Below are 23,444 nucleotides of genomic sequence, written 5' to 3'. Positions count from 1 at the left end.
CGCGGGCCCCCCACGCGATCGTCGGCGATCACATGGGGAGCGCGCTCCCGCCGCCTAGCCGGCGGACGGCTTGTAGTCCTGGCCGAGGACCACGGAGACGTCGGCACTCGCGGAGACCTTGCCCTTGGCGACGGAGCCCGCGGGCAGGCCCAGGGTCTTGGCGACCTCGGCGGCGTTCGCCTTGTCGGCGGCGTCGGCGTACACGACCTGGGAAGTGGCCCGGGCGGTGCCGGTGCCGCTCTCCAGGAAGGTGAAGCCGCCGTTGAGGAGCACGACGCGGGCCTTCTCGGTGTTGTCCTCGACGCCGGTGGCGTTCTGGACGGAGACGCTGACGGCGGCGTCCTTGTCGGGGCTTTTGGCGGTGCCGCCGAGGACGTTCTTGACGACTCCCGCGCTCGCCTGGGCGCTGAGCGTGCCGTCGTTGCGGACGGGCAGCAGATCGGTCTTGACGTCGCCGCCCTTGGCGAGGTCGGAGAGCCCGGCGAGGAAGGTGCCGAGGTCCTTGTCGGTGAGGGACGGGTCGAGGATCTGGGCGAGGGTCTGGATGGTGGTCGTGGCGGCCTGCGGGTCGGAGGACATCTTGCGCAGCACGCCCTGCATGACCTGTCCGAAACGCTCCAGCTGGGCGTTCTGGGCCTCGCCGGGAGCGCGGTAGGTGGCGTAGGCGACCGCCATCTTGCCGCTGAGGGTCTGGTCCTGGCCCTTGTTGACCAGGGGGGCTTCGCCCTTCTTCTTGGCGGCGGGGTCGGGCACCTCGGCGTCGGTGTCGACGTCGATGTTGCCGACGAGGTCGACGAGGTTCTGCAGGTAGGGGGTGTCCAGTCGCCAGGTGCCCTCGATGTCGGTGCCGAGGACGGTGTCGAGCGCGTCGCGGGTGCCGTCGGAGCCGTCGTCCTCGACCGACTTGGCGAGCGTCGTCGTGGTGCCGTCGTCGCTGGTCAGGGCGAGGGAGTTGGGCAGCAGGACGGTCGTGCCCCGCTCGGTGGTGGTGTTGTCGACGAGGAGGGCCGTGGAGGTGCCGCCACCTTTGGTGTCGTGCAGGTGGACGACGATCACGTCGCGCTTCTGGGCGCCCGCGGCCGTCGCGGTGCCCGTCTTGGAGTCCTCGGACGACAGGCCGGGCAGCTTCCCCGCGTACCAGAGCCAGCCGACGCCGCCGGCCGCGACGAGCGCGAGGACGACCGCCAGGGCGACGATCCGGCTGCGGGCCCGGCGCCGGGCCTCCTCGCGGCGTTCGGTGCGGTTCTCGGTGAACTTCAGCCAGTCGATGACGTCTTCGGAGTTGGCGTCCGGTTCCTCGACGAAGGCGAACTGCTCGGTGTGGTACTCCCGCTGCGGCTCTTCGGGAGTCTCCTGGTCGTGGACCGGGCCGGCCTGCTGCGGGATGTGGGCGGTCTGCTGGGCCTGCTGTTCCGCGACGCGGGGCTGCCGGCCGGTGGCGCCGGCGGCGGTGGCCTGGCCGTAGGGGTCGTACGGGGCGCCCTGCGCGGGTCCGCCCTGCTGCGAGGCGGTGCCGTACGGGTCGTAGGAGCCGTAGTCGGCGGCGGGCTCGCCCGTGCCGTAGCCGTACGCCGACGGGGGCTGCTGCGCCGCCTGCGCGTACGGGTCGTAGCCGTAGCCCTGCTGGTGCTGCTGGTGCTGCTGGGCGTACGGGTCGTGCGTCTGCTGCTGTGCCTGGACCTGCCGGTAGACCGGCCGGCCGTACTCGTCGTAACCGACGAGCTCGTACTGGTCGGCGCCGTGGTCCGCGGCCCCCGCGTCGTATCGGTCGTTCACCGGTGCCCCTCTCGGCTCACTCGCCGCGGTACAGCTCGCGCTTGTCGATATAGCGCACGACGCCGTCCGGCACCAGGTACCAGATCGGATCGCCCTTGGCGACTCTCGCGCGGCAGTCGGTGGAGGAGATGGCCAGGGCGGGAACCTCCACCAGCGAGACACCGCCCTCCGGGAGTCCGGAGTCGTCCAGGTGGTGGCCCGGCCGGGTGGCCCCGATGAAGTGCGCCAGGGAGAACAGTTCCTCGCTGTCGCGCCAGGTGAGGATCTGGGCGAGCGCGTCGGCGCCGGTGATGAAGAACAGGTCCGTGTCGGGGTTGAGCGCGCGCAGGTCGCGCAGGGTGTCCACGGTGTAGGTGGGGCCGCCGCGGTCGATGTCGATGCGGCTGACGGAGAACTGCGGGTTCTCGGCGGTCGCGATGACCGTCATCAGGTAGCGGTCCTCGGCCGGGGAGACGCTGCGGTGGCTCTTCTGCCAGGGCTGGCCGGTCGGGACGAAGACCACCTCGTCGAGGTGGAACGCCGCGGCGACCTCGCTGGCCGCCACCAGGTGCCCGTGGTGGATCGGGTCGAAGGTGCCGCCCATGACGCCGAGCCGGCGCTTGCCCCGCTGTGAAAGCCCCTCACCGGTGCGGGGGGCCGTCACGGAGGCACGGCGGGGCTCCGAGTGTCGCTCGGTGCCGCTCGCCGTCTCCTGTGCCGGGTCGTGCGGCGTCTTGTTCGCCGGACCGGTAGGCATGTCCTGCTCTCCCATGCGTGCAGACCCTACCGGCCCTGCCTGAGGGCTCCGGCCGCCCCCGTGGTCCCCCGGGCACCCCCGGCGGGATGCCCCGCCGGTCTCAGCGGTCGCGGTTGAAGCGGGTGGTGATCCACAGCAGGAGCAGCAGGATGAAGAGTGCGCCACCGCCGGTGAGGTAGGGGCTGAGGCTCTCGTGGTTTCCGCCGTGCTCCTCGCCCTCGGCGGCGAGGGTGACCAACTGGGCAGCGGTGCTGTGGAAGCTCATCTTCGGCAGGACCTATCGCGTGTGGGCGGGTTAAAGACGTCGGCTCATCGTAAGCGGGCGCCCCTCGCGCGATCACCCCGACTCCGCCTGTGCGCGCCCAGGGCGCACGCGCGTGCCGCCGCCGGGCCGGTCCCGGGGCCCGGCGGGGAACCTTCGCGTGGTCTCAGTCGTCCTTGCGTCTGTAGCCACGCAACAGGAACCACGCGGTCAGCGCACAGCCCAGGATCATCACGATCAGCACGATCCGCAGCACCCCGGGCCCTTGCCCCTCGGCGGCGCTCGCGGCCTCGGCGAACCAGGCGGTGGCGGGGTGGTGCTGCATGGCGGTGGTCTCCTTCGCTGTACTGCCCGACCACCGTAACTCCGCCTAGGCTGGGCCCTGCCTCGGGGAAGCAAAAGGCCGCACAAAGGGCCGCAAAGGTCACACCAGACGCATGGGGGAAGACATGTCCGACGGCCACGAGCACCACGGGCACGAGCGCGTGCCGAGCAGGCAGCGCAGGCGCTTCCCCGGGATCTCCTCGCGTACGTACGAGCACCCGGCCGACCGTTCCGCCCTGGTGGCCCTGCGCAAGCTGAGCGGTTTCGACACGGTGTTCAAGGCGCTCAGCGGTCTGCTGCCCGAGCGCAGTCTGCGGCTGCTGTTCCTGTCCGACTCGGTGCGCGTCTCGGACCAGCAGTTCGCCCACCTGAACGTGATGCTGCGGGACGCCTGCTACATCCTGGACCTGGAGAAGGTCCCGCCGATGTACGTGAACCAGGACCCGCAGCCGAACGCGATGTGCATCGGCCTGGACGAGCCGATCATCGTCGTCACGACCGGACTCGTCGAGCTGCTCGACGAGGAGGAGATGCGGGCGGTCGTCGGGCACGAGGTGGGGCACGCGCTGTCCGGGCACTCCGTCTACCGGACGATCCTGCTGTTCCTGACGAGCCTCGCCGTCCGGGTCGCCTGGATCCCCCTGGGCAATCTCGCGATCATGGCGATCGTGACCGGGCTGCGGGAGTGGTTCCGCAAGTCGGAGCTGTCCGCGGACCGCGCGGGGCTGCTGGTCGGGCAGGACCTGCAGGCCTCGATGCGGGGTCTGATGAAGATCGCGGGCGGCAACCACCTGCACGAGATGAACGTGGACGCGTTCCTGGCCCAGGCCGAGGAGTACGAGGCCGGGGGCGACCTGCGCGACTCCGTGCTGAAGATCCTGAACGTGCTGCCCCGCTCCCACCCCTTCACCACCGTGCGGGCGGCCGAGCTGAAGAAGTGGGCGGAGTCACGGGACTACCAGCGGATCATGGACGGCCACTACGCGCGGCGTGACGAGGACAAGGACACCTCGGTCCGGGACTCCTGGCGGGACTCGGCGAACCACTACACCTCCCACGTGAAGAGCTCCAAGGACCCGCTGATGAAGCTGGTCACGGACCTCGCGGGCGGCGCCGGCGACCTGGGCGACCGGGTCCGCCGCGGCTTCAACGGCTTCACGACCGCGCCCCCGAAGCCGCCTCAGGGGCCGGAGACGGATCCGTCGAACCCGTCGGACCCGTCGGCCCCTTCGGGTGACGACCGCCCGCCGCGCGACGAGAGCTAGCCGCCACAGGGCCGCCCGACGGTCCCCCGCGGCCCGCTCGTACTCGTCTCCGGGCCTACCGGCTCCGCGGCCCGCTCGTATCCGTCCTCCGCGCCTGCCGGGCCCCGGCTCTCCGGGGCCCCTCTCGGCGCCCCTCCGCCGTGGACGCCTCTACACGGCCATCCCGGGTCTCCCTACGCCTTCGGCTGCGCGCTCGTCGCCAGGGTGCCGCACAGGGCCGTCGCGCCGCCCGTGGCGTAGGGGTCGGTGCCCGCGGGGCCGCCCTCCTTGGCCGTCTGGCCGGCCAGGAGGGGCCGGAGGTGGTTCGTGGAGTCCTCGGCGCAGGAGAGGGGACCGGCCTGGACATAGGAGACAAGAAGCTGGGCCTGGTGCAGCCGCAGGTCGTCGCGGTCGAAGCGGAAGTGCAGCTCGCGCCGGAGCGTGAACAGGGACACCTCGTCCTTGTCACCGCCCCCGGCCGCCCGCAGCGCGTACACGGACGTGTGGTCGGCGGTGACCTCCAGCGTCGACGCGTCGGTCTCGGCGGCCTGCAGCGTGCCCTGGACCCTGACCTTCCGGTCGGCGAGCTCGGCACGCGAGGGGTCGAAGCGCACCAGCCAGCCGGTGGGCGCGTGGCGTCCGTCGGCGGTGGGGCGGGCGAAGCTCTGGTCGAACTGGTCCAGCTGGTCGGGATCGAGCAGCACGCGCACGGCGCGGACCTCACCGCCCGTGAGGACCTCGGGGTCCAGGGCCGAGCGGACGATGTAGTCCTTGGCGGTGGTCAGGGCGCTCACGACCTGGCTGTCCGAGAAGTGCGCGGTACGCCGCGAGGCGGGCAGGGGCACCCCCTCCGCGCCGGTCCGGAACTGCGCGGCGGGGCTGTGCTCGTACAGGTAGCCCGGGTCGGCCTGACCGGGCACCTTGCCCTCGGGGGCGAGCGGGATGACGGTCATCCGCAGGGGCTCGACGGGCTCCCGGGCGGCCGGGGTCTGGTACGGGTGCCGTACGCCCATGTAGATCGCCGTGCCGAAGGCGACCGCGATCAGCAGGACGAGCACCAGGGCCTGCCGGGACAGACCCCGGCGCAGCGGGGGGCGGCGCCGGACCGCGGGAGCGTGGTCGGCGATGCGCTCCTGTGCGGAGAACTCCTGGAGGCGGGCAGCACGGACGAACGACTCGTCGAACACGACGGATCGGTACTCGTCCTCTCCACCTCCGGGGGCGCCCTCCGGAGTCCCCTCAGGTGGGTTTCCAGGCCCGCCCATATCTTCAGGGTAGGTCGCCGGAAGCTCGGGTAAACGCCCGGTTGCTCCACAAGTTCTGACAGGTTCTCACCAAGACGGGCGGGTTCCGGTCAGGGGCTGCGAGGGATCACCGAGATGGCCGGCGGGGAGTGTTCGGCGGACGCCGAGGGGGTCACTGCGCCGCCCTGTTCCACCCCGGTCGAGGCGGGCGGCGGCGCGGGCTCCTCGCGGTTGGAGGACGCACCCCGGTAGACCGCCGTGAAGGCCAGGGCGACCATGCCGACGCCCATGACGAGGGCGAGCAGCCAGGCCACGGGGCGGTGCCAGCGCACCTGTCTGGAGTACGGCCCGGTGCTGCCGTAGTGGTCCTCGAGGAGGTCGGGGTCGTCGAGCTCGTGGAGGCCGGGATCATGACCGAAGACGCCCCGCCCGCCCGGGCCGTACCCGTCGTCGTAACGCTCGCCTCTGGTGTGGGCGCGGCGCGCCTCGGCCTCGGAGGCCTCGGCTCTCGCCTGTGCGGCGGCCAGAAGGCGCTCCACCGCGGTCGGCTCGTGCACCACGGCCGCGCGTACGAAGGCCTCGTCGAAGACCACGGAGGCGAACTCTTCGTCCGACACCCCGCGGTCGTGGTCGTCGTCGGGCTCCCGGCCGTCCGGAAACGGCGTGCCCCCCACGTCCTCCGGCACGGATCCAGAGTAGACCTGGGGGGTCAATTTGGGCAGACGGTATGGAAATTCATCCGCCGGTCGAGACGGCTTCCACGGGGCGCCGGACGGCGCACGCCTGCCCGGCACTCCTCCCGTACGCGTCTGCGCCGCCCGGGTGACCCCGCACGGTCATGCGGTGGCGCGCATACCCGTACTCACGCGGTGCGCACGGCTCAGCGCCGTACGTGCCCGTCCCCGGTGACGATGTACTTCGTGCTGGTCAGCTCCGGCAGGCCCATGGGGCCACGGGAGTGCAGCTTCTGGGTGGAGATGCCGATCTCGGCGCCGAAGCCGAACTGGCCGCCGTCGGTGAAGCGGGTGGAGGCGTTCACGGCGACGGTGGTGGAGTCGACCAGCTGGGTGAAGCGGCGGGCGGCCTGCTGGGAGGTCGTGACGATGGCCTCGGTGTGGCCGGAGGTCCACAGCCGGATGTGCTCGACGGCCTTGTCCAGCGAGTCCACGACCGCGGCGGCGATGTCGTAGGACAGGTACTCGGTCTCCCAGTCCTCGGCGGTCGCCTCGACGACGGTGGCCTTGGAGTCCTTGGCGTGGGCCTGCACGCGCTCGTCGGCGTGCACGGTCACCCCGGCCTCCGCGAGGGCGTCCAGAGCGCGGGGCAGGAACTCCGCGGCGATGTCCTGGTGGACCAGGAGGGTCTCGGCGGCGTTGCAGACGCCGACCCGGTGGGCCTTGGAGTTGATCAGGATGTCGACGGCCATGTCGAGGTCGGCCTGGGCGTCGACGTAGACGTGGCAGTTGCCGGTGCCGGTCTCGATGACCGGGACGACGGACTCCTTCACGACCGTGTTGATCAGCGAGGCGCCGCCGCGCGGGATGAGGACGTCGACCAGGCCGCGGGCGCGCATCAGCTCGCGCACGCTGTCACGGCTCTCGCCGGGGACGAGCTGGACGGCGTCGGCGGGCAGTCCGGCCCCGCCCACGGCGTCGCGCAGGACGCGCACGAGGGCGGTGTTGGACCGGTACGCCGAGGAGGAGCCGCGCAGCAGGACCGCGTTGCCGGACTTCAGGCAGAGGGCGGCGGCGTCGACGGTGACGTTCGGCCGGCCCTCGTAGATGATCCCGACGACGCCGAGCGGCACGCGGACCTGGCGCAGATCGATGCCGTTGGGCAGCGTGGAGCCGCGCACGACCTCACCGACCGGGTCGGGCAGCGCGGCCACGTCGCGCACGTCGGAGGCGATGGCGCGGATCCGCTCGGGGGTGAGCGTGAGCCGGTCGATCATGCCCTCGCTGATGCCGGCCTCGCGGGCCCTGGCGACGTCCTCGGCGTTGGCCTCGACGATCTCGCTCGCACGGACCTCCAGTGCGTCCGCGATGGCGAGCAGCGCGTCGTCCTTCTCGGCCCGGGGCAGCGGCGCGAGGCTCGCGGCGGCGGCCTTGGCCCGGTAGGCGGCCTCGGTGACCGGGGACATGGAGTCGTACGGAGAGAGGGTGGTCATGAGGGAAGGGTAGTGCGCCGGGCGGCTCGGTTCATCGTTCGTTCCACAGCGCGAGACACTTCATGGAACGGGTCAAAACGGGTGGACGCCGACCGGGGACGCCGGCGGCGGACCGTACCCCTCGGCGATGCGCTGGTGGTAGGTCGCGCGGTCGATGACCTCGAGGCCGACGATCTCCCAGGGCGGCAGCCCGGCGGTCTGCCGGTGCTCGCCCCACAGGCGCAGGGCGACGGCGGCCGCGTCGTGCAGGTCGCGGGCCTCCTCCCAGTAGCGGATCTCCGCGTGGTCGACCGCGTACCGGCTGGTCAGGAAGAAGGGATGGTCGTGCGCGAGCTGCTCCAGGGCGCGCCGGACCTCGGGGAGCGGGGCCTCCTTGCCGGAGACGCTGAGGGTGACGTGCCACAGGCGGGGGATGTCCACGGGTTCCTCGCCCTCGAACCGGTCCCCGGCCGCCACGCTGGTCAGGGCGCGCTCCTCGCCGGCCGCGCGGGAGCCGGCACCACCGCGGGACGCCTGAGTCCCCGGGCGCACTCGTCTCACGACGGCCTCCTTTGCACAGTTGCGCTGCTGCGGAACAGTTCCCCGAGACAAAGTTGAGCAGGCCGCAAGGGATCGCGTGGCGGTTTTGCGGAACGTCCACCACCGGGGGCGGACGTTTCGACACATTAGGGGTGCAGGACCACCAGGTCGTCCCTGTGTACGACCTCGCGTTCGTACGCCGGTCCGAGTTCGCGGGCCAGCTCCCGGGTGGAACGGCCGATCAGCCGGGGGATCTCCTTGGCGTCGAAGTTGACGAGCCCCCGGGCGACCGCGTGCCCCGCGCCGTCCCGCAGCTCGACGGGGTCACCGGCGCTGAAGTCGCCCTCGACCGAGGCGATACCGGCCGGCAGCAGCGACTTGCGGCGGTCCACGACGGCCTGCACGGCGCCGTCGTCCAGGGTCAGCGCGCCCTGCGGGGCGGAGGCGTGCTGAAGCCACAGCAGCCGGTCGGCGGAGCGCTTGCCGGTGGGATGGAAGAAGGTCCCGGTGTCCTGGCCGGTCAGCGCGTCGGCCGCGTGGATGGCGCTGGTGAGGACGACGGGCACCCCGGCGGCGGCCGCGATCCGGGCGGCCTCGACCTTCGTGACCATGCCTCCGGTGCCGACGCCGGCCTTGCCGGTGCTGCCGATCTCGACGTCCGCGAGGTCGGAGGGGTCGCGCACCTCGCCGATGCGGGAGGTGCCGGGCCTCGCGGGGTCCCCGTCGTAGACGCCGTCCACGTCGGACAGCAGGACCAGCAGGTCGGCGTGGACGAGGTGGGCGACCAGGGCGGCGAGACGGTCGTTGTCGCCGAAGCGGATCTCGTCGGTGGCGACGGTGTCGTTCTCGTTGACGATCGGGAAGGCGCCCATCGCGAGCAGCTTGTCGAGGGTGCGCGAGGCGTTGCGGTGGTGCGAGCGGCGGCTCATGTCGTCGGAGGTCAGCAGGACCTGTCCGACGCGGACGCCGTAGCGGGCGAAGGAGGCGGTGTAGCGGGCGACCAGCAGGCCCTGGCCGACGCTGGCGGCGGCCTGCTGCCGGGCGAGGTCCTTGGGGCGGCGGCGCAGGCCGAGCGGGGCGAGGCCGGCGGCGATGGCGCCCGAGGACACCAGGACGATCTCGCGCTCCCCGCCGCTGCGGACCTTGGCGAGCACGTCGACCAGCGCGTCCACGCGGTCCGCGTCCAGGCCGCCCGAGGCGGTGGTCAGCGAGGAGGACCCGACCTTGACGACGATCCTGCGGGCCTCGCCCACGGCCTGCCTTGCCCCTGCCACGTCGCCGTCCGTCCCCTCGCGTCGATTCGCTCCCTCACCAGGAAATCTACGGGACGCCCGGACCGGATGCGGCGGCGGTCCACGCTACGGACGGTGCCGGCCGCGTCACGGGAGCGCGGCCGCCCTCCTGCACTCGAACCACCCGTCCGGAAACCGACTTTCCGCCCCTTACCTCACGTCTCTTCGCACCGCCCGCGACAGGAGGGCGATCTTCCGCTACGGTCCGACGACACGCCGGACGGTAACCGCCCCCACGCCCCGACGACACGCGCGTGTCGTCGACAGGCCGCCGCGCGTTAACCCGGACGGCCGACCTGCGCCGACCCGACGCTCCTGGAGTGACCGCAGTGCCCGTACCTCTCCCCCGTCAGCAGACCCTCCTCAAGGGGCTGGTCACCCTCGTCCTGGCCGCCGCGTTCGCCGCACAGGCGGTCGCGGCGCTGCTGCCGGACGTCCCGCTGCTGCTCGCCGCGACGGTCGTCTCCCTGGCCACCGAAGTCGTCCTGTACCGGTGGCAGCGCGGGGTGCTGTCGCTGTTCGCCAAGTCGCACGCGGACATCACCGTGCGCCAGGTCGTACGGGACCTGCTGCTGGTGGTGGCCCTGCTGCGGCTGGGCGAGCAGGACCGGGAGACGGTGTACGCGCCGCTGGTGGCCGGGCTGCTCGTCTGCTACGTGCTGCACTGCGCGATCCAGGCGGTCTCCGTGCTGGTGCGCCGCAGCCGCACCCTGCCGGTGCTGACCCGGAACATCGACGCCTCGGCGCTGCGGCTGTCCCCGGCCCCGTCCGTGCTGCTGCGCCGCCCCGGCCACCGGCTGCTGGTGTTCGGCCTGCCGGCGACGGCCGGGCTGCTGGCCAGCGCGCCGGGCGACCGTCCGGTGTACGCGGCGGCGGGCATCGCGCTCTCCCTCGCCCTCGGACTGACCGGCCTCGGCGCGCTGCTGCTCCGGCTGCTGCCGGGCCGTCGCCCGGCGGGCGAGCAGGAGGTGCTCGAGTGGCTCGACGCGTGGCTGGCCGCGTACCGGCCGACCGCCGGCCTGTACTTCTCCGGCGGCGCCGCCTCGGCCTACCAGGCGAACATGTGGCTGGAGCCGCTCGCCGGCATCGAGGGCAGGCCGGTCATCATCCTGCGCGAGCGGTTCATGGTGCAGAAGATCGCGGCGACGGATATCCCGATCGTGTGCCTGCCGAAGGTGTCGACGCTGATGCGCCTGGAGCACTCCACGCTCCAGGTCCTCATCCACCCGTCGAACTCCGGCAAGACCTCCCAGGTGCTGCGCATCCCCACGATCAGGCACACCTTCGTCAACCACGGCGAGAGCGACAAGCTGTCCTCGTGCAACCCCTACGCGAAGGCGTACGACGAGGTGTGGGTGGCCGGGCCCGCCGCGCGCGAGCGGTACGCGCTGGCCGAGGTCGGGGTCGAGGACAAGGACGTGGTGGAGACGGGCCGCCCGCAGCTGGACGGCATACTGCCCTACGCGGGCCCGCCGGCCGGGCCCTGGACGACCGTGCTGTACGCGCCGACCTGGGAGGGCTGGGACGGCAACCCCGGCAACACGTCGGTGATCGCGGCCGGGGAGAACCTGGTGCGGGCGCTGCTCGCGGACCCGGGCGTGCGGCTGCTGTACAAGCCGCATCCGCTGACGGGCTCGGTGGACCCGCGCGCGGGCGCGGCCGATCTGCGGATCCGGGAGCTGATCCGGGCGGCCAACCGGGAGCGGGCGGTCAGCCGCCCCTCCGACGGTACGGAGCTCGCCCGCCGCACCGCCGAGCTGGACAGGCTCACCACGTCGGTCTTCCGGTCCGGGGCCGACACCGTGGAGCGGATGCTGGTGCAGTCGGCGCCGGAGCCGGGCCGCGCGGAGGCGGTGGCACGGGCGACGGCCGCGTGGCAGGAGGCGTACTGGGCCTCACTGCCGGCGGGTGAGCACCAGATCGTCACGGACGCCCGGCCGACGCTGTACTCCTGCTTCAACGTGTCCGACCTGCTGATCAGCGATGTGTCCAGCGTGATCAGCGACTTCCTGGCGAGCGAGAAGCCGTACGCGGTGGCCAACACCAGTGGGCTGTCCGAGGAGGCTTTCCGTACGGCGTTCCCGACGGTGGTGGCGGCGACGGTGCTGACGCCGGACGCCGCCGGGGTGCCGGGCCTGCTGGAGACGGTCCGGCACCCGGAGCACGACGAGCTGGCCGAGGCGCGAGCCGAGTTGAAGCTGCGTCTGCTGGGCCCGGCGGAGCCGACGTCGCAGGAGCGCTTCAACGAGGCCGTCCGGGCGTTGAGCGCGGAGGCCCGGGAGCACCGGGCACGGGTGACGGAGCGGCTGGCCGCGGTGCCGGGCCAGCGCACCGAGACCGCGCTCCCGGCCGCACCGCGCTGAGCGACGGCACACGCGCTCGGGTCAGACGCGGCGCCTGACACGACGCCGGCCGCGGTCACGCCGCGTGCCGCACGGCCCCGGACGTCGGCCGCGGTCGCCCTGGTCGCCGCTGCACCCCGGGCGTCAGCCGCGGTCACGCCGCGTGTCGCAGTTCCCGGGACGTCAGCACCCGGCGGACCTTGCGCACCGCCCGGCGCATGAACGTGTCGACGCCGCCCTCGCGGTACCCCGGGAAGGCGCGGGCCTCCCGGGGCTCGGCGAGGTAGACCGAGTCGGGGACTCCGGCGGCGCGGTCCCGGAAGTGCGGGTAGGCCAGGTACACACGGCGGCCCTTCCTCTCCAGGAGGGCCGCCGCCTGCTTCTTGCTCTTGACGAACTTCACGACCTCCAGCAGCAGTTCGGGACGCTGCTCGGCGACCAGGTACAGCCGGAGCCGCTCGTGGACCTTGAGGCGCTGGGCGACGCCCTCGGTCCAGTAGGCGTCCATCAGCGGCTTGGCGAGCTCGAACTTGCGCCGGCGTATCTCCTCGCTGTCCGTCAGGTACTTGGGCCCGAACTGCGGCAGCAGCGTGACGAGGAAGGGCCGGACCATCAGCTGGTCACGCCGGCCGCCCGCGGGGACGAGCTCGGCGATGAGGTCCATCAGGGCCCGCGCGGAGTCGAAGCGCAGCGTGTAACTGCCGCTCTTGGTCACGTGCTTGCCGTCGTCACGGCCCACCAGGTAGTAACAGGTGTGGTCGGCGACGACGGAGACGCCGTCCGCCCGCAGGTACGCCTCCATGGTGAACAGCGCGTCCTCGCCCGTGAACAGCGACTCGTCGAAGCGCATGCCGTGCCGGTCGAGCAGCGCGCGGCGGAACAGCTTCTGGGCGCTGAGCGTGAACTTGATGTTGGAGGAGAAGACGTCCGTCCGCTCCACCGTCCTGCCCCACATGGACTTCGGTGCCGTGCGGTTGACGCCCTCGACCTTGCCGAGCACCACGTCCGTGCCGGCCCGGTCGGCCATGGCGACCATCCGCTCCAGGGCCTCGGGACCCAGCCGGTCGTCGGCGTCGAGGAAGAACACGAAGCGCCCGGTGGCCTTCCCCAGGCCGACGTTGCGCGGGCCGCTGGGACCGCCGGAGTTCTCCTGCCGGATCACCAGCACGTGCATGGGAGCCCGCTCGGCGAACTCCTCGAGGTACTCCCCCGTTCCGTCCGTCGAGCCGTCGTCCACCGCGATGACCTCGACGCGCGTCGGATCGATGGTCTGTGCCTCGACGGACGAGAGGCACTCGATCAGATACGGCATCGCTTCGTACGCACCGATGATCACACTCACATCAGGCTGCGTCACGGTCACGTTTCCCCCTAGTCAATGGGATATTCCCCCCGTATCGCCTCATTCGCTACTTGGTAGACGGGTGATCGACGCAAGCGGTTGCCTCGCACACAGGTGTTAGTGGGACACGTCACACAGTGCGTCGACAGGTTGCGGAAAAGAGAAAGAGTTCGGCCTCGAGGACATCTCCTCGGGGCCGAACTCTTCAGTCAGCGGCGGCAGTTCAGGCCGTGCCGACCCCGTCCGTGTCACCGGCGGCGGACACCCGCTGCCCGGGCACGGCGTTCGCCAGCTCGGTCTCGACGCCGGCCGCCGCCAGTCGGGACGACTGGCCGACGTTGCGCGTCTCGGCCTTGAGGGCGAGGTTCGCGACGGCGGTGTTGAACTGCTCCAGCGAGGTCGGCTCGTCCGGGCCCAGCAGGTACTGCTTGAGCTCGTTGCGGTCCTCGGCCAGCGGGTCGGCCTCCGGGGCGCGGACCGCGCCGAGCAGCTCACCCAGCTCGGCTGCGCTGTTGGACAGGATCACCGCGGCACGCACCGCCGTGTTGTTCCGCTTGAACTCCTCGACCCCCACCTCGGCGGAGTCCGTGACGGCGTACGGCTTGCCGCTCGCGATGAAGTCGGAGACCACGCTGGAGATGTCGGAGACCATCGCGTCGGAGACGTTGAAGCAGTCGTACAGGCGGGGCTCGGCGCCCGTGATGACGCGGTGCTCCCAGGACGGGAAGGAACGCCAGTAGGCGTCGTTCCACTCGGCGCGCAGCCGGGCGACCTCCTCGTGCCGGGCGACGTCGACCAGCCCGTCACGCGTGGCCACGGCCTCGTCGCCACGGTCGCCGCCGGAGCCGGACAGCTGCGCGAGCCGGGCCTGGATCCGGCCCAGCTCGGCCTTGGCCTGGGCCTGGGCGGCGGTGTCGGCGATGAACCGGCTGTTGATGGCGCGCTCGGCGGCGGCCTTCTGCACCAGGGCGGTGATCCGCCGGTGCGCGGCACCGGCCTCCTTGCTGACGTTGCCGGTGAAGGGGTGCGGCTTGTACAGGACGCGGACCGGCGGGTCGGCCTGCACGAGCTGCTGCACGATGTTCTCGCCGGCGAGCACGACCGAGGTGTTGCCCGGGTTGCCGTCCCAGCCCTCCCAGGTGGGGGCGTACAGCACCGTGGGGATGCGGCCCTCGGGCACGCCCTGCCAGGTCTGGATCGGGGCGAGCTGCGGGCGGCCGACCTCGACGATGTCGTCGTCGCGGACGCCGACGTCGGCGATGGCGTAGCGGTCGCGGCCCGCGCGGCCGGCCGTCCACACCTCGTCGTAGACCTTGCTGTACGGGTTGACGCTGGCGAGCTTGTCGCTGTCGCCGTGGCCGATGAAGACGTGCTTGATGGTGGGCACGCGCAGCATGTGGATGTTCTTGCCGACGTTGGCCGCGTAGAGCGCGACGCGCACCGTGGACAGGTCCATGTTCATCAGGTGCACCCCTCCGGGCACGCAGATGACGGGGACCGTGGTGGGCGCCAGACTGTTCAGGATGGCCCGCTCACGCAGGATGATCAGCGGCTTGGACTCCAGCTTCTCCATGGTGTCGAGCCACATGTTGACCTGGTAGGCGGAGTCCTTGGAACCGGAGAAGTACAGGACCGTCTCCGGCTTGTACTCGGCCAGCCAGTCGTCGACGGCGGCCAGGACCGTCTCGGCCTTCGGCGGGATCTTCCGGCCGCGCACGAACGGCACCAGCGCCAGCACGTACAGGGTGGCCACGGCCACCGTGATGCCGATGCCGATGAAGCCGACCAGGGACGACTTCACCTGGGCGGCGAGCAGGATGCCGACGACCGCCGCGAGGTCGAGGTGGAGCATCTTCTCGGCGGAGCGGTGCAGCAGCTTGCGCGGCGGGGCGTCCGGGATGCGGATGCGGGAGGCCAGGTCGACGTTGCGGGTGGCGACCGGCATGCGGCGGCGGTTGCGGATCAGCTGGACCAGCGCGCCGTGCGGGGCCTGCAGGCCGTAGAAGGCGATGAAGCAGGCGATCGCCCCGTAGTAGATCAGGTTGTCCGCGAGGGACAGCCGGGCCAGCAGCAGGACGAGCAGCAGCTGCCGTATCAGGAAGCGGATGGACAGGCCGGCCCGCACCTTGCCGAGGCGGTTGATCAGGTAGCTGCCCTTGCGGTGCAGATAGTGGTCCGCCAGGTACGTCACGGCGGCCGCTGCCGCGAAGGCTGGGACGCTCGGGACGAGCGCGGCCAGCATGAGGGCGGGGAAGCCCGCCACCATGAGGACCGCCGCGGCCAGCTGGGCCGCGCTGCCCACCCGGGCGACGCGAATAGCGGTGGATATCACGGAGAAACCTGCTCTTGGGAGGGGTGTGCCGGTCTTGGTTCGAGAATGCGGCTGGTCTGTGAATATTCGCGAGATGGTATGGATTCAGGCCCCTGCGAAACCTCCTGTACACGGAAACCCGTTAACAGGAGGGCGCAGAGGCCTGAATTACCGAAGTCTATTTGGCGCCAATTATTACACGCCGTCCTGCCGGTCCAGCACCGTGGCCAGGGCCTGCTCGAAGCCGGAGGCCCGGGCCGCGCCGGCCGTCGGGTCCTGCTGGCGGACGTCGATGACGTGGCCGGTGAGCTCGGAGAGCAGCACGTCGAGGGAGGTGCGGGCCACGGCCTCGGAGGACAGCAGGGACCCGGAGGGCTCCTGGCCGAAGGCCTTGGTGCGCATGGGGGTGGCGGTGCGCTCGGGGTTGATGCAGTTGACGCGGACGCCGTCGCCGGCCCACTCGTCGGACAGCGCCTGGGTGAGGTTCACCATCGCGGCCTTGGTGGAGGAGTACAGGCTGTACTCGGCACGGCCCCGGGTGTAGCTGCTGGAGGTGTAGAGCAGCAACTGGCCCTTGGTTTCGGAGAGGTACTTGTACGACGACCGGGCGATCTGCACCGGGGCCAGGTAGTTGACCTTCAGCGCCTCCTCGATGGTGGCGTTGTCGGTCTCGGCGAGCTTGCCTATGCGCAGCACGCCGGCGGTGTTGACCACGTAGTCGATGCGGCCGGTCTCGGCGTACGCCTTGGACAGGGCGTCGTCGACCTCCTCCGGGTTCTCCACGTGGGTGCCGGTGGTGGAGCGGCCCAGCGCGTAGACCTTGGCGCCGTAGGACTCGGCGAGCTCGGCGATGTCCTTGCCGATGCCGTAGCTGCCGCCGAAGACGACCATCGTCTTGCCGGTGAGCAGCTCGCGGTAGGCCTCCTCGGAGACCTGCTCGGGCGCGGCCGTGGAGGCCAGCTGGAACAGCTTGTCGGCGATGAAGACGTCGACGGGCTGGGTGACCTTCATGTTGTACTCGTCACCCGCGACGACGTGGATCGGCACGTCCGGCAGGTACTTGAGCACGACGGAGCAGTCGTCGGTGGCCTGGAAGTTGGGGTCTCCGGCGGCGACCTCGTAGGCCCGCTTGATCGTGGACAGCTTGAACGCCTGCGGCGTCTGGCCGCGGCGCAGCCTGGAGCGGTCCGGGATCTCGGTGATGAACTCGCCGTCCTCGCCGTGCGTGCGCGTGACGATGATGGTGTCCGCGGACGGGATGGCCACGTCGACGGCCTGGTAGCGCTCCAGCGCCACGACGCAGTCGTCGATGACGCGCTGCGAGAGCAGGGGGCGCACGGCGTCGTGGAAGAGGACGTTGGCGTCCTCGCCCTCGGCCAGGCCCTCGCCCAGCGCGGCGATGGCGCGCTCGGTGGTCTCGTTCCGCGTGGAGCCGCCCTCGATGACCTTCGAGACCTTCTTGAATCCGGCCTTCGCGACGATCTTCTCGATGTCGGGCACGTAACCCGGCGCCATCAGCACGATGATGTCGTCGATCGAGTCGGTGTTCTCGAAGGTGGTCAGCGTGTGCTCGATGACTGCCTTGCCGGCGATCTTCAGCAGCTGCTTGGGGATCGACAGACCCACGCGCTGACCGGTGCCACCGGCCAGGATCACTGCGGTGGTACGGGGCTTGGCTATGTGCTGGGACACAGGTGACCTACCTTGGGGCGACAGGGAACTCGGAAATGGTCCCACTTGTGGTTACCGCGATGCAAGGTGAGCGCACTCCACCGCATATGTGCGCGCCACCTCTCATTCACCTGACGACACTGGTGATTGCGGACGGTTGCGCGAGCCCCGGGAAATTACGCTGTGAGTAACCGCACAGAGGCTCGGCGACCGCGGAGCCGCACGGGACAGCGGTGACCGGGGGACCTTCACGGGTTCCTCGGACGATGTCCAGTGCACGGTACGCGCTTTGGGGGCGCCCCGCGTACCGCGCCCGCCGCCCGCGGGGCCGGGCAGGAGGTCCCGGTACGCGGAATCTCCACTTCCCGGTGCACACGGCGGCACTGTTCTACAGGACGTCCGGTCCTGAATACGGCTCTCCCGGCAGCTCATTGCCATGGAATTCCCGGTTGCGATTCCGCAGCATTGGGGTCTCGGCGAGAGCAATACGCCGCAAATCCGGGGCGGACTTCTCACCCGGCCCACCCACCCCGTACGGCGAAGAGCCCGGGACTCCGAGGAGTACCGGGCTCACGCGGCGCGCAGGCCGGGTCAGACGACCTCGACGCCGGGCCGGCCCGCCTCGACCCTCAGCCGGGCCAACGTGCTCGGGGTCGCCGTGGGCCGGCGCACCGTGTCGACCACCCTGACCTGGGCGTCGATGCCGTCGCGGCGGACGTCGAAGAGGTGGTAGCCGCGGTGCGCGTCCAGCAGTTTCCAGTGCGGGTTGTCCGGGCGCCGCGGGTCCCACTCCTTGCGGAAGGCCTCCTGGTCCTGGTCACCGTTGCTGGAAACGGAGGTGCCGACGAACTCGGCGCCGACGACCTCCGAGTCCGGGTCGGCGTAGTCCTCCTTGAGGTCGCTGATCATCGTCAGGTGCCGGTCCCCGGAGAGCACCACGGGGTTGCGGACCTGCCGGAACTCCTCCAGGAACGCGTTGCGTTCGGCCTGGTAGCCGTCCCAGGCGTCGTAGAACCAGAGCTTGCCCTCGCCCACCTTGAGGTCCGTCTCGGCCATCATGATCTGGGAGGCGATGAGGTTCCAGCGGGCGGGCGAGTCCTGCAGCCCGTTCAGCAGCCACTGCTTCTGCCGCGCGCCGAGCATGGTCAGCGAGGGGTCCTCGGCGCCGGCCTGGCTGGTGGCCTGGTCGCTGCGGTACTGGCGGGTGTCCAGGACGTTGAGCCGGGCCAGCCGGCCGAACTCCAGGCGGCGGTACATCCGGATGTGCGGTCCGTCCGGGACGGCGGTGGCACGGACCGGCATGTGCTCGTAGAACGCCTGGTACGCCGCGGTCAGCCGGGCCACGAACGCGTCGTGCGGCTGCTTGTCCGGATCCTGCGGGATCTCACCGGCGAAGTCGTTGTCCACCTCGTGGTCGTCGAAGGTCACCACGAAGGGCGCGCTCGCGTGCATCGCCGCGAGGTCCGGGTCGGTGCGGTACTGGGCGTACCGGTTGCGGTACTGGACGAGGCTGAAGGGCTCACCGGTGCCCTCGTGCCGCCGTACGCCGGTCGCCGAGGGCGTGGACTCGTAGATGTAGTCGCCGACGAACACCACGACGTCCGGGTCCTGTTCGAGCATGTCCGCGTATGGCGTGAAGTAGCCGTGCTGCCAGTTCTGGCAGGAGGCGAGGGCCATGCGCAGGGAGCCACCGGAGCTGTGGGGGTGGGGCGCGGTGCGCGTGCGGCCCACGGGCGAGAGCTGCCCGTCGGCGCGGAAGCGGTACCAGTACGTACGGTCCGCGCGCAGCCCGCGTACGTCCACGTGAACGCTGTGCCCGTACTCGGGCCGGGCCTGGGCGGTGCCCCGTCGTACGGGCTTTCTGAACCGGGGGTCCTCCGCCAGCTGCCACTCCACCGGCACCGCCCGGTCGGGCATGCCCCCGCCGTTCAGCGGGTCCGGGGCGAGCCTGGTCCACAGCACGATGCCGTCCGGGAGCGGGTCGCCCGAGGAGACGCCGAGGCTGAACACACCGTCCGGCAGCGGCGTCTCCGCCGCGCGGGCGGCGGCCGGGAGCCACAGCTGGGCGGAGGCCGCGGCACCGAGCACGGCGGCACCTGCGGTCAGAAAGCGGCGTCGGTCGGGGGATACTGCTCCGGTCATCGGCTGACTCCCTTACCTCGCTGGCCACATGGACACGGGGAAGCTTCACGCTCGCGGGCGGTCCGCCCGCTGAACGCCGGGGTTCGCGTACATGACAACTAAGCAGACAAAGAGAGACTCGCCGCCAGCATCGGAACAAGCCGTTGCCGGGGCGAGTCTGACAGGCGATCAGCCGGAGAAACCGGAGCCGAGCCGGGCGTCCGTGGCGGAAGTGCCCAGGAGCGTGTTGCCGAAGGTGGTGGTGCCGTTCGGGCTCACCACGGTCGACGGCCCGGACCTGAAGTACCAGACCGACCCGGCGTTCTGGTTCTCCCCCGGTGCGCCGGCCGCCAGGTCGGCCAGTCCGTCGTGGTCGGCGTCGGCGAGGTGCACTGCCGCGCCGAAGGCGTCACCCTGCTCGGCGGCGCCCGGCACGTTGGGCGTGTCCTGCGTGACCACCTGCGCGCCGCTGCCGGTGAGGCCCTGCGCGCCGCCGCGCAGGACGACGACCGCACCCGCGTTGGCCAGGCCGCCCAGGTCCTCGCCGGGAAGGCCGGTCGCCACGTCCGGGTATCCGTCGCCGTTGACGTCGGCGATCCGAACGTCGGTCCCGAAGCCGTCGCCCCGCTCGGCGCTGCCCGGCACGCCGGGGCTGTCCTGGTTCAGGAACGTGGCCGCGGCGCCGTCGGGCCCGTCCGGGGTGCCGGGTATCAAGGTGACCCGGCCGCCCTTGGCGAGGGGGGTGTCGAGGTCGCTGTCGTACCCGTCGACGGCCCGGCCGACCACGATGTCGTCGACACCGTCCTGGTCGACGTCCCCGATGTCGAGGTTCTCACCGCCCTGGAGCCGGTAGCCGTTGCCGCCCTTCACGGTGGTGTACGGCGCGAGTCCCTGCCGGGAGCCCGTCCAGTACACGACCCGCCGGGCGTCGTACTCGTCGCCGTCGTTCTCGGTGGCGGCGACGTCCGTGACGCCGTCGCCGTTGACGTCACCGGCGGCCAGGTCGAGGACGCGGCTGTCGAACTCGTCCTTGACGAGCTGTTCGCCGTGGGACGTGGAGCCGTCCCGGGCGAACGGGCCGTTCAGCACCCGCAGATCATGCTGCATCTCCACGGTCACCAGGTCCTCGGCACCGTCGCCGTCGACATCCCCGACGGTGAGCCGTCCCTGGGCGCCGAGCTGGTCGTATGCCTTCCCCGTGGCCGGCGCGGCACCTCCGGACAGGCCCTTCTGACCACCCCACAGGACCTCGATGAGCCCGGAGTCGACACCGCCGTCGGCCGTGTCCTCGCGGCCCGCGCCGACGACCAGGTCCGCGTACCCGTCGTCGTCGAGGTCGGCGGTGGTGAGCGCGCTGCCGAACGCGTCGCCGGTCTCGGCACTGCCGGGCACCCCGGGGGTGTTCTGGCTGACCACCTGCCTCGTCGAGGTTTTCAGCCCGTTCGCCGAGCCGTAGACCACGGCGACGTAGCCGGCGCCCTTGTGTCCGCCGACGGTGGCGGACGGGGCGGCCACCGCGAGGTCGGGGTAGCCGTCGCCGTTGAAGTCGTCGTGCAGTCTCGACGCGGTGGAGGGGGCGTCGGCGGCGACGGCGGCGTGTGCCGCCGCCAGGCCGGTGACAGCGGTCGCGACGGCAATCGCCGTCGCGACCGCGAGCCCTCGGCCGATCCTGCGCTTGCTGATGGACTGGGCCACGTCAACTCCGTGCTTCTTCTGAGGCAGTTGCTGTACGGCAGGGAACAACACCCGTACCCGCACTGCTCAGTACGACTCACCGGAGATCAACTTGGTTGCATCAGAGACGCTGCAAACTTCCTGACCGTCAGCCGGCGCACCGCGGTCCGTACCCGGCAGCACGGACCCGGCCGGCTCAGAACGGCTCGAAGTCGTCGAACTCCTGCTGCGCCTCGTCCCGCTCGGCCTGCCGGTCCTTGCGGCGCTGCGCGGCCGGCCGCTCACCCTCGAGGCGGTGGTCCTCACCGCGCCGGCCGAGCATCTCGGCCCCGGCCGTCACGGACGGCTCCCAGTCGAAGACGACCGCGTTGTCCTCGGGGCCGATGGCCACGCCGTCGCCACCTCGGGCACCCGCCTTCATCAGCTCCGCTTCGACACCGAGCCGGTTGAGCCGGTCGGCGAGGTACCCGACGGCCTCGTCGTTGTTGAAGTCGGTCTGGCGCACCCAGCGTTCGGGCTTCTCGCCGCGCACCCGGAACAGGCCGTCGGCCTCGCGCGTCACGGTGAAGCCGGTGTCGTCCACGGCCTTGGGCCGGATCACGATCCGGGTGGCCTCTTCCTTCGGCTTCGCGGCCCGCGCCTTCGCCACGACCTCCGCCAGCGCGTACGACAGCTCCTTCAGGCCCATGTGCGCCACGGCCGACACCTCGAACACGCGGTAGCCGCGCGCCTCCAGGTCGGGGCGCACCATCTCGGCCAGGTCCTTGCCGTCCGGTACGTCGATCTTGTTCAGGACGACGATCCGCGGCCGCTTGTCCAGCCCGCCGTACTGCCGCAGCTCCTCCTCGATGATGTCGAGGTCGGAGACGGGGTCACGCTCGGACTCCAGCGTCGCGGTGTCCAGCACGTGCACGAGCACGCTGCACCGCTCCACGTGCCGCAGGAACTCCAGGCCCAGGCCCTTGCCCTGGCTGGCCCCGGGGATCAGCCCGGGCACGTCGGCGATCGTGTAGACCGTCGAACCGGCCGTGACGACACCGAGGTTGGGCACGAGGGTGGTGAAGGGGTAGTCGGCGATCTTCGGCTTGGCGGCGCTCAGCACCGAGATCAGCGACGACTTGCCCGCGCTCGGATAGCCGACGAGGGCCACGTCGGCGACGGTCTTCAGCTCCAGGACGACGTCCCGCAGGTCCCCCGGCTCGCCGAGCAGCGCGAACCCGGGCGCCTTGCGCCGCGCGGAGGCCAGCGCCGCGTTGCCGAGCCCGCCCCGGCCGCCCTGCGCGGCGACGTACGACGTGCCGTGCCCGACCAGGTCGGCGAGGACGTTGCCCGCCTTGTCCAGCACCACCGTGCCGTCCGGCACCGGCAGGACGAGGTCCTGACCGTCCTTGCCGGAACGGTTGCCGCCCTCGCCGGGCTTGCCGTTGGTGGCCTTGCGGTGCGGGGAGTGGTGGTAGTCGAGCAGCGTGGTGATCGACTGGTCGACGGTGAGGATCACGTCCCCGCCGCGCCCGCCGTTGCCGCCGTCCGGCCCGCCCAGCGGCTTGAACTTCTCACGGTGGACGGAGGCACAGCCGTGGCCTCCGCTACCCGCGGCGACGTGCAGCTCGACGCGGTCCACGAAGGTGGTCATGGTGTGTGCCTCCAGGTGCGTACGTATGTGTACGAGGTTCTACGGGGTTGTTCTCTGCGTAACACGCGAAAGGCGGACCCGCTTCCCGTGAGGGAAGTGAGGTCCGCCTCGCGAAAGTTTCCGATCAGGCGACCGGAACGATGTTCACGACCTTGCGGCCACGGTGGGTGCCGAACTGCACCGAACCGGCGGCCAGAGCGAACAGCGTGTCGTCGCCGCCACGGCCCACGCCGGAGCCCGGGTGGAAGTGGGTGCCACGCTGACGGACCAGGATCTCACCCGCGTTGACGACCTGACCGCCGAAGCGCTTCACGCCGAGCCGCTGGGCATTGGAGTCGCGACCGTTCCGGGTGGACGATGCGCCCTTCTTGTGTGCCATTTCTCCTCAGTCCCTTACTTCGCAGCCGTGGGGATCTCAGTGACCTTGATCGCCGTGTACTGCTGGCGGTGGCCCTGGCGACGGCGGTAACCGGTCTTGTTCTTGTAGCGCAGAATGTCGATCTTCTGGCCCTTGTGGTGGTCCACGACCTCGGCCTGGACCTTGATGCCGGCCAGCACCCACGGGTCGCTGGTCACGGCGTCGCCGTCGACAACGAGCAGGGTCGAGAGCTCGACCGAGTCGCCAACCTTGGCAGTGGAAATCTTGTCAACCTCAACGATGTCGCCGACAGCAACCTTGTGCTGGCGACCACCGCTGCGCACGATGGCGTACACGCGGAACTCACTCTCTCGCTCGGGAAACGGCACCCCCGCAGGCCAGCCGCCCGACTCAGCGAGCAGCCTCTC

At 71.1% G+C, this 23,444-nt stretch carries 19 protein-coding genes; 2 read left to right on the top strand and 17 right to left on the bottom strand.

Annotated elements, in window-relative coordinates; all coding sequences use genetic code 11:
* Positions 1 to 54 precede the first annotated feature (54 nt).
* From ABTX60_RS06030 to ABTX60_RS06015, 4 genes are all read right to left on the bottom strand, one after another.
* Positions 55 to 1,776: an LCP family protein gene (locus ABTX60_RS06030; protein WP_352095855.1), complete on the bottom strand. Its 1,722-nt coding sequence runs from the start codon at positions 1,774 to 1,776 to the stop codon at positions 55 to 57.
* 16 nt (positions 1,777 to 1,792) lie between these two features.
* Complete coding sequence (gene nadD, locus ABTX60_RS06025; RefSeq protein WP_352095854.1) at positions 1,793 to 2,527, bottom strand: nicotinate-nucleotide adenylyltransferase; 735 nt, start codon at positions 2,525 to 2,527, stop codon at positions 1,793 to 1,795.
* 85 nt (positions 2,528 to 2,612) lie between these two features.
* Positions 2,613 to 2,777: a hypothetical protein gene (locus tag ABTX60_RS06020; RefSeq protein ID WP_003990192.1), complete on the bottom strand. Its 165-nt coding sequence runs from the start codon at positions 2,775 to 2,777 to the stop codon at positions 2,613 to 2,615.
* A 163-nt stretch (positions 2,778 to 2,940) separates the two neighbouring features.
* Entirely contained in the window at positions 2,941 to 3,099 is a 159-nt protein-coding gene (locus ABTX60_RS06015) for a hypothetical protein (RefSeq protein ID WP_352095853.1), read from the bottom strand.
* Positions 3,100 to 3,223: 124 nt separating this feature from the next.
* Between ABTX60_RS06015 and ABTX60_RS06010 the strand changes: the two genes are divergently transcribed.
* Complete coding sequence (locus ABTX60_RS06010; RefSeq protein ID WP_352096161.1) at positions 3,224 to 4,363, top strand: M48 family metalloprotease; 1,140 nt, start codon at positions 3,224 to 3,226, stop codon at positions 4,361 to 4,363.
* Between the two features lie 173 nt (positions 4,364 to 4,536).
* Here the strand turns inward: ABTX60_RS06010 and ABTX60_RS06005 are convergent, their stop codons facing one another.
* The 5 genes from ABTX60_RS06005 to proB form a co-directional block, all read right to left on the bottom strand.
* Complete coding sequence (locus ABTX60_RS06005) at positions 4,537 to 5,607, bottom strand: SCO2583 family membrane protein (RefSeq protein WP_352095852.1); 1,071 nt, start codon at positions 5,605 to 5,607, stop codon at positions 4,537 to 4,539.
* A gap of 89 nt (positions 5,608 to 5,696) precedes the next feature.
* Positions 5,697 to 6,272, bottom strand: coding sequence for an SCO2584 family spore wall biosynthesis protein (locus ABTX60_RS06000; RefSeq protein WP_502992281.1), 576 nt, complete (start codon positions 6,270 to 6,272; stop codon positions 5,697 to 5,699).
* 194 nt (positions 6,273 to 6,466) lie between these two features.
* Positions 6,467 to 7,753 carry a glutamate-5-semialdehyde dehydrogenase gene (locus ABTX60_RS05995; protein ID WP_352095850.1) on the bottom strand — a complete coding sequence of 429 codons (1,287 nt, stop codon included), beginning with the start codon at positions 7,751 to 7,753 and terminating at the stop codon, positions 6,467 to 6,469.
* 72 nt (positions 7,754 to 7,825) lie between these two features.
* A complete protein-coding gene (locus tag ABTX60_RS05990; protein ID WP_352096160.1) occupies positions 7,826 to 8,284 on the bottom strand; it encodes a DUF8830 family protein in 459 nt (152 codons plus the stop codon).
* Positions 8,285 to 8,418: 134 nt separating this feature from the next.
* Positions 8,419 to 9,525 carry a glutamate 5-kinase gene (gene proB / locus ABTX60_RS05985; protein ID WP_352096159.1) on the bottom strand — a complete coding sequence of 369 codons (1,107 nt, stop codon included), beginning with the start codon at positions 9,523 to 9,525 and terminating at the stop codon, positions 8,419 to 8,421.
* Positions 9,526 to 9,893: 368 nt separating this feature from the next.
* On the opposite strand from proB, the gene ABTX60_RS05980 reads away from it, so the two are divergent.
* Entirely contained in the window at positions 9,894 to 11,927 is a 2,034-nt protein-coding gene (locus ABTX60_RS05980; protein WP_352095849.1) for a CDP-glycerol glycerophosphotransferase family protein, read from the top strand.
* Positions 11,928 to 12,060: 133 nt separating this feature from the next.
* Here ABTX60_RS05980 and ABTX60_RS05975 read toward each other — a convergent pair whose 3' ends face one another.
* The 8 genes from ABTX60_RS05975 to rplU form a co-directional block, all read right to left on the bottom strand.
* On the bottom strand, positions 12,061 to 13,263 hold the full coding sequence (locus ABTX60_RS05975; protein WP_502992280.1) for a glycosyltransferase family 2 protein: 1,203 nt from the start codon (positions 13,261 to 13,263) through the stop codon (positions 12,061 to 12,063).
* Positions 13,264 to 13,471: 208 nt separating this feature from the next.
* Positions 13,472 to 15,550 carry a CDP-glycerol glycerophosphotransferase family protein gene (locus tag ABTX60_RS05970; RefSeq protein WP_352096158.1) on the bottom strand — a complete coding sequence of 693 codons (2,079 nt, stop codon included), beginning with the start codon at positions 15,548 to 15,550 and terminating at the stop codon, positions 13,472 to 13,474.
* Between the two features lie 204 nt (positions 15,551 to 15,754).
* Positions 15,755 to 17,251: a bifunctional cytidylyltransferase/SDR family oxidoreductase gene (locus ABTX60_RS05965; RefSeq protein WP_189588927.1), complete on the bottom strand. Its 1,497-nt coding sequence runs from the start codon at positions 17,249 to 17,251 to the stop codon at positions 15,755 to 15,757.
* Between the two features lie 570 nt (positions 17,252 to 17,821).
* Positions 17,822 to 19,372: an alkaline phosphatase D family protein gene (locus ABTX60_RS05960; RefSeq protein WP_352095847.1), complete on the bottom strand. Its 1,551-nt coding sequence runs from the start codon at positions 19,370 to 19,372 to the stop codon at positions 17,822 to 17,824.
* Positions 19,373 to 19,540: 168 nt separating this feature from the next.
* Positions 19,541 to 21,046 carry an FG-GAP-like repeat-containing protein gene (locus tag ABTX60_RS05955; protein ID WP_352095846.1) on the bottom strand — a complete coding sequence of 502 codons (1,506 nt, stop codon included), beginning with the start codon at positions 21,044 to 21,046 and terminating at the stop codon, positions 19,541 to 19,543.
* A gap of 175 nt (positions 21,047 to 21,221) precedes the next feature.
* The gene (gene obgE / locus ABTX60_RS05950; protein WP_352095845.1) at positions 21,222 to 22,658 is read right to left on the bottom strand and encodes a GTPase ObgE; all 1,437 of its coding nucleotides are present in this window, start codon (positions 22,656 to 22,658) and stop codon (positions 21,222 to 21,224) included.
* A 124-nt stretch (positions 22,659 to 22,782) separates the two neighbouring features.
* The gene (gene rpmA / locus ABTX60_RS05945; protein WP_031130899.1) at positions 22,783 to 23,037 is read right to left on the bottom strand and encodes a 50S ribosomal protein L27; all 255 of its coding nucleotides are present in this window, start codon (positions 23,035 to 23,037) and stop codon (positions 22,783 to 22,785) included.
* A 14-nt stretch (positions 23,038 to 23,051) separates the two neighbouring features.
* The gene (gene rplU, locus ABTX60_RS05940; RefSeq protein WP_030836278.1) at positions 23,052 to 23,372 is read right to left on the bottom strand and encodes a 50S ribosomal protein L21; all 321 of its coding nucleotides are present in this window, start codon (positions 23,370 to 23,372) and stop codon (positions 23,052 to 23,054) included.
* Between the last annotated feature and the right edge of the window lie 72 nt (positions 23,373 to 23,444).

This window comes from Streptomyces sp. NPDC126510, from assembly GCF_040302345.1.
Taxonomy (GTDB): domain Bacteria; phylum Actinomycetota; class Actinomycetes; order Streptomycetales; family Streptomycetaceae; genus Streptomyces.
This window is presented reverse-complemented; position numbering and strand designations above follow the sequence as displayed.

What these genes read in the sequence shown, in the direction of transcription:
- ABTX60_RS06010 (WP_352096161.1), top strand. Translation starts at nt 3,224, where the DNA reads ATGTCCGACGGCCACGAGCACCACGGGCACGAGCGCGTGCCGAGCAGG.
- ABTX60_RS05995 (WP_352095850.1), bottom strand. Translation starts at nt 7,753, where the DNA reads ATGACCACCCTCTCTCCGTACGACTCCATGTCCCCGGTCACCGAGGCC.
- nadD (WP_352095854.1), bottom strand. Translation starts at nt 2,527, where the DNA reads ATGGGAGAGCAGGACATGCCTACCGGTCCGGCGAACAAGACGCCGCAC.
- ABTX60_RS06015 (WP_352095853.1), bottom strand. Translation starts at nt 3,099, where the DNA reads ATGCAGCACCACCCCGCCACCGCCTGGTTCGCCGAGGCCGCGAGCGCC.
- ABTX60_RS06020 (WP_003990192.1), bottom strand. Translation starts at nt 2,777, where the DNA reads ATGAGCTTCCACAGCACCGCTGCCCAGTTGGTCACCCTCGCCGCCGAG.
- ABTX60_RS06005 (WP_352095852.1), bottom strand. Translation starts at nt 5,607, where the DNA reads ATGGGCGGGCCTGGAAACCCACCTGAGGGGACTCCGGAGGGCGCCCCC.
- obgE (WP_352095845.1), bottom strand. Translation starts at nt 22,658, where the DNA reads ATGACCACCTTCGTGGACCGCGTCGAGCTGCACGTCGCCGCGGGTAGC.
- ABTX60_RS05960 (WP_352095847.1), bottom strand. Translation starts at nt 19,372, where the DNA reads ATGACCGGAGCAGTATCCCCCGACCGACGCCGCTTTCTGACCGCAGGT.
- rpmA (WP_031130899.1), bottom strand. Translation starts at nt 23,037, where the DNA reads ATGGCACACAAGAAGGGCGCATCGTCCACCCGGAACGGTCGCGACTCC.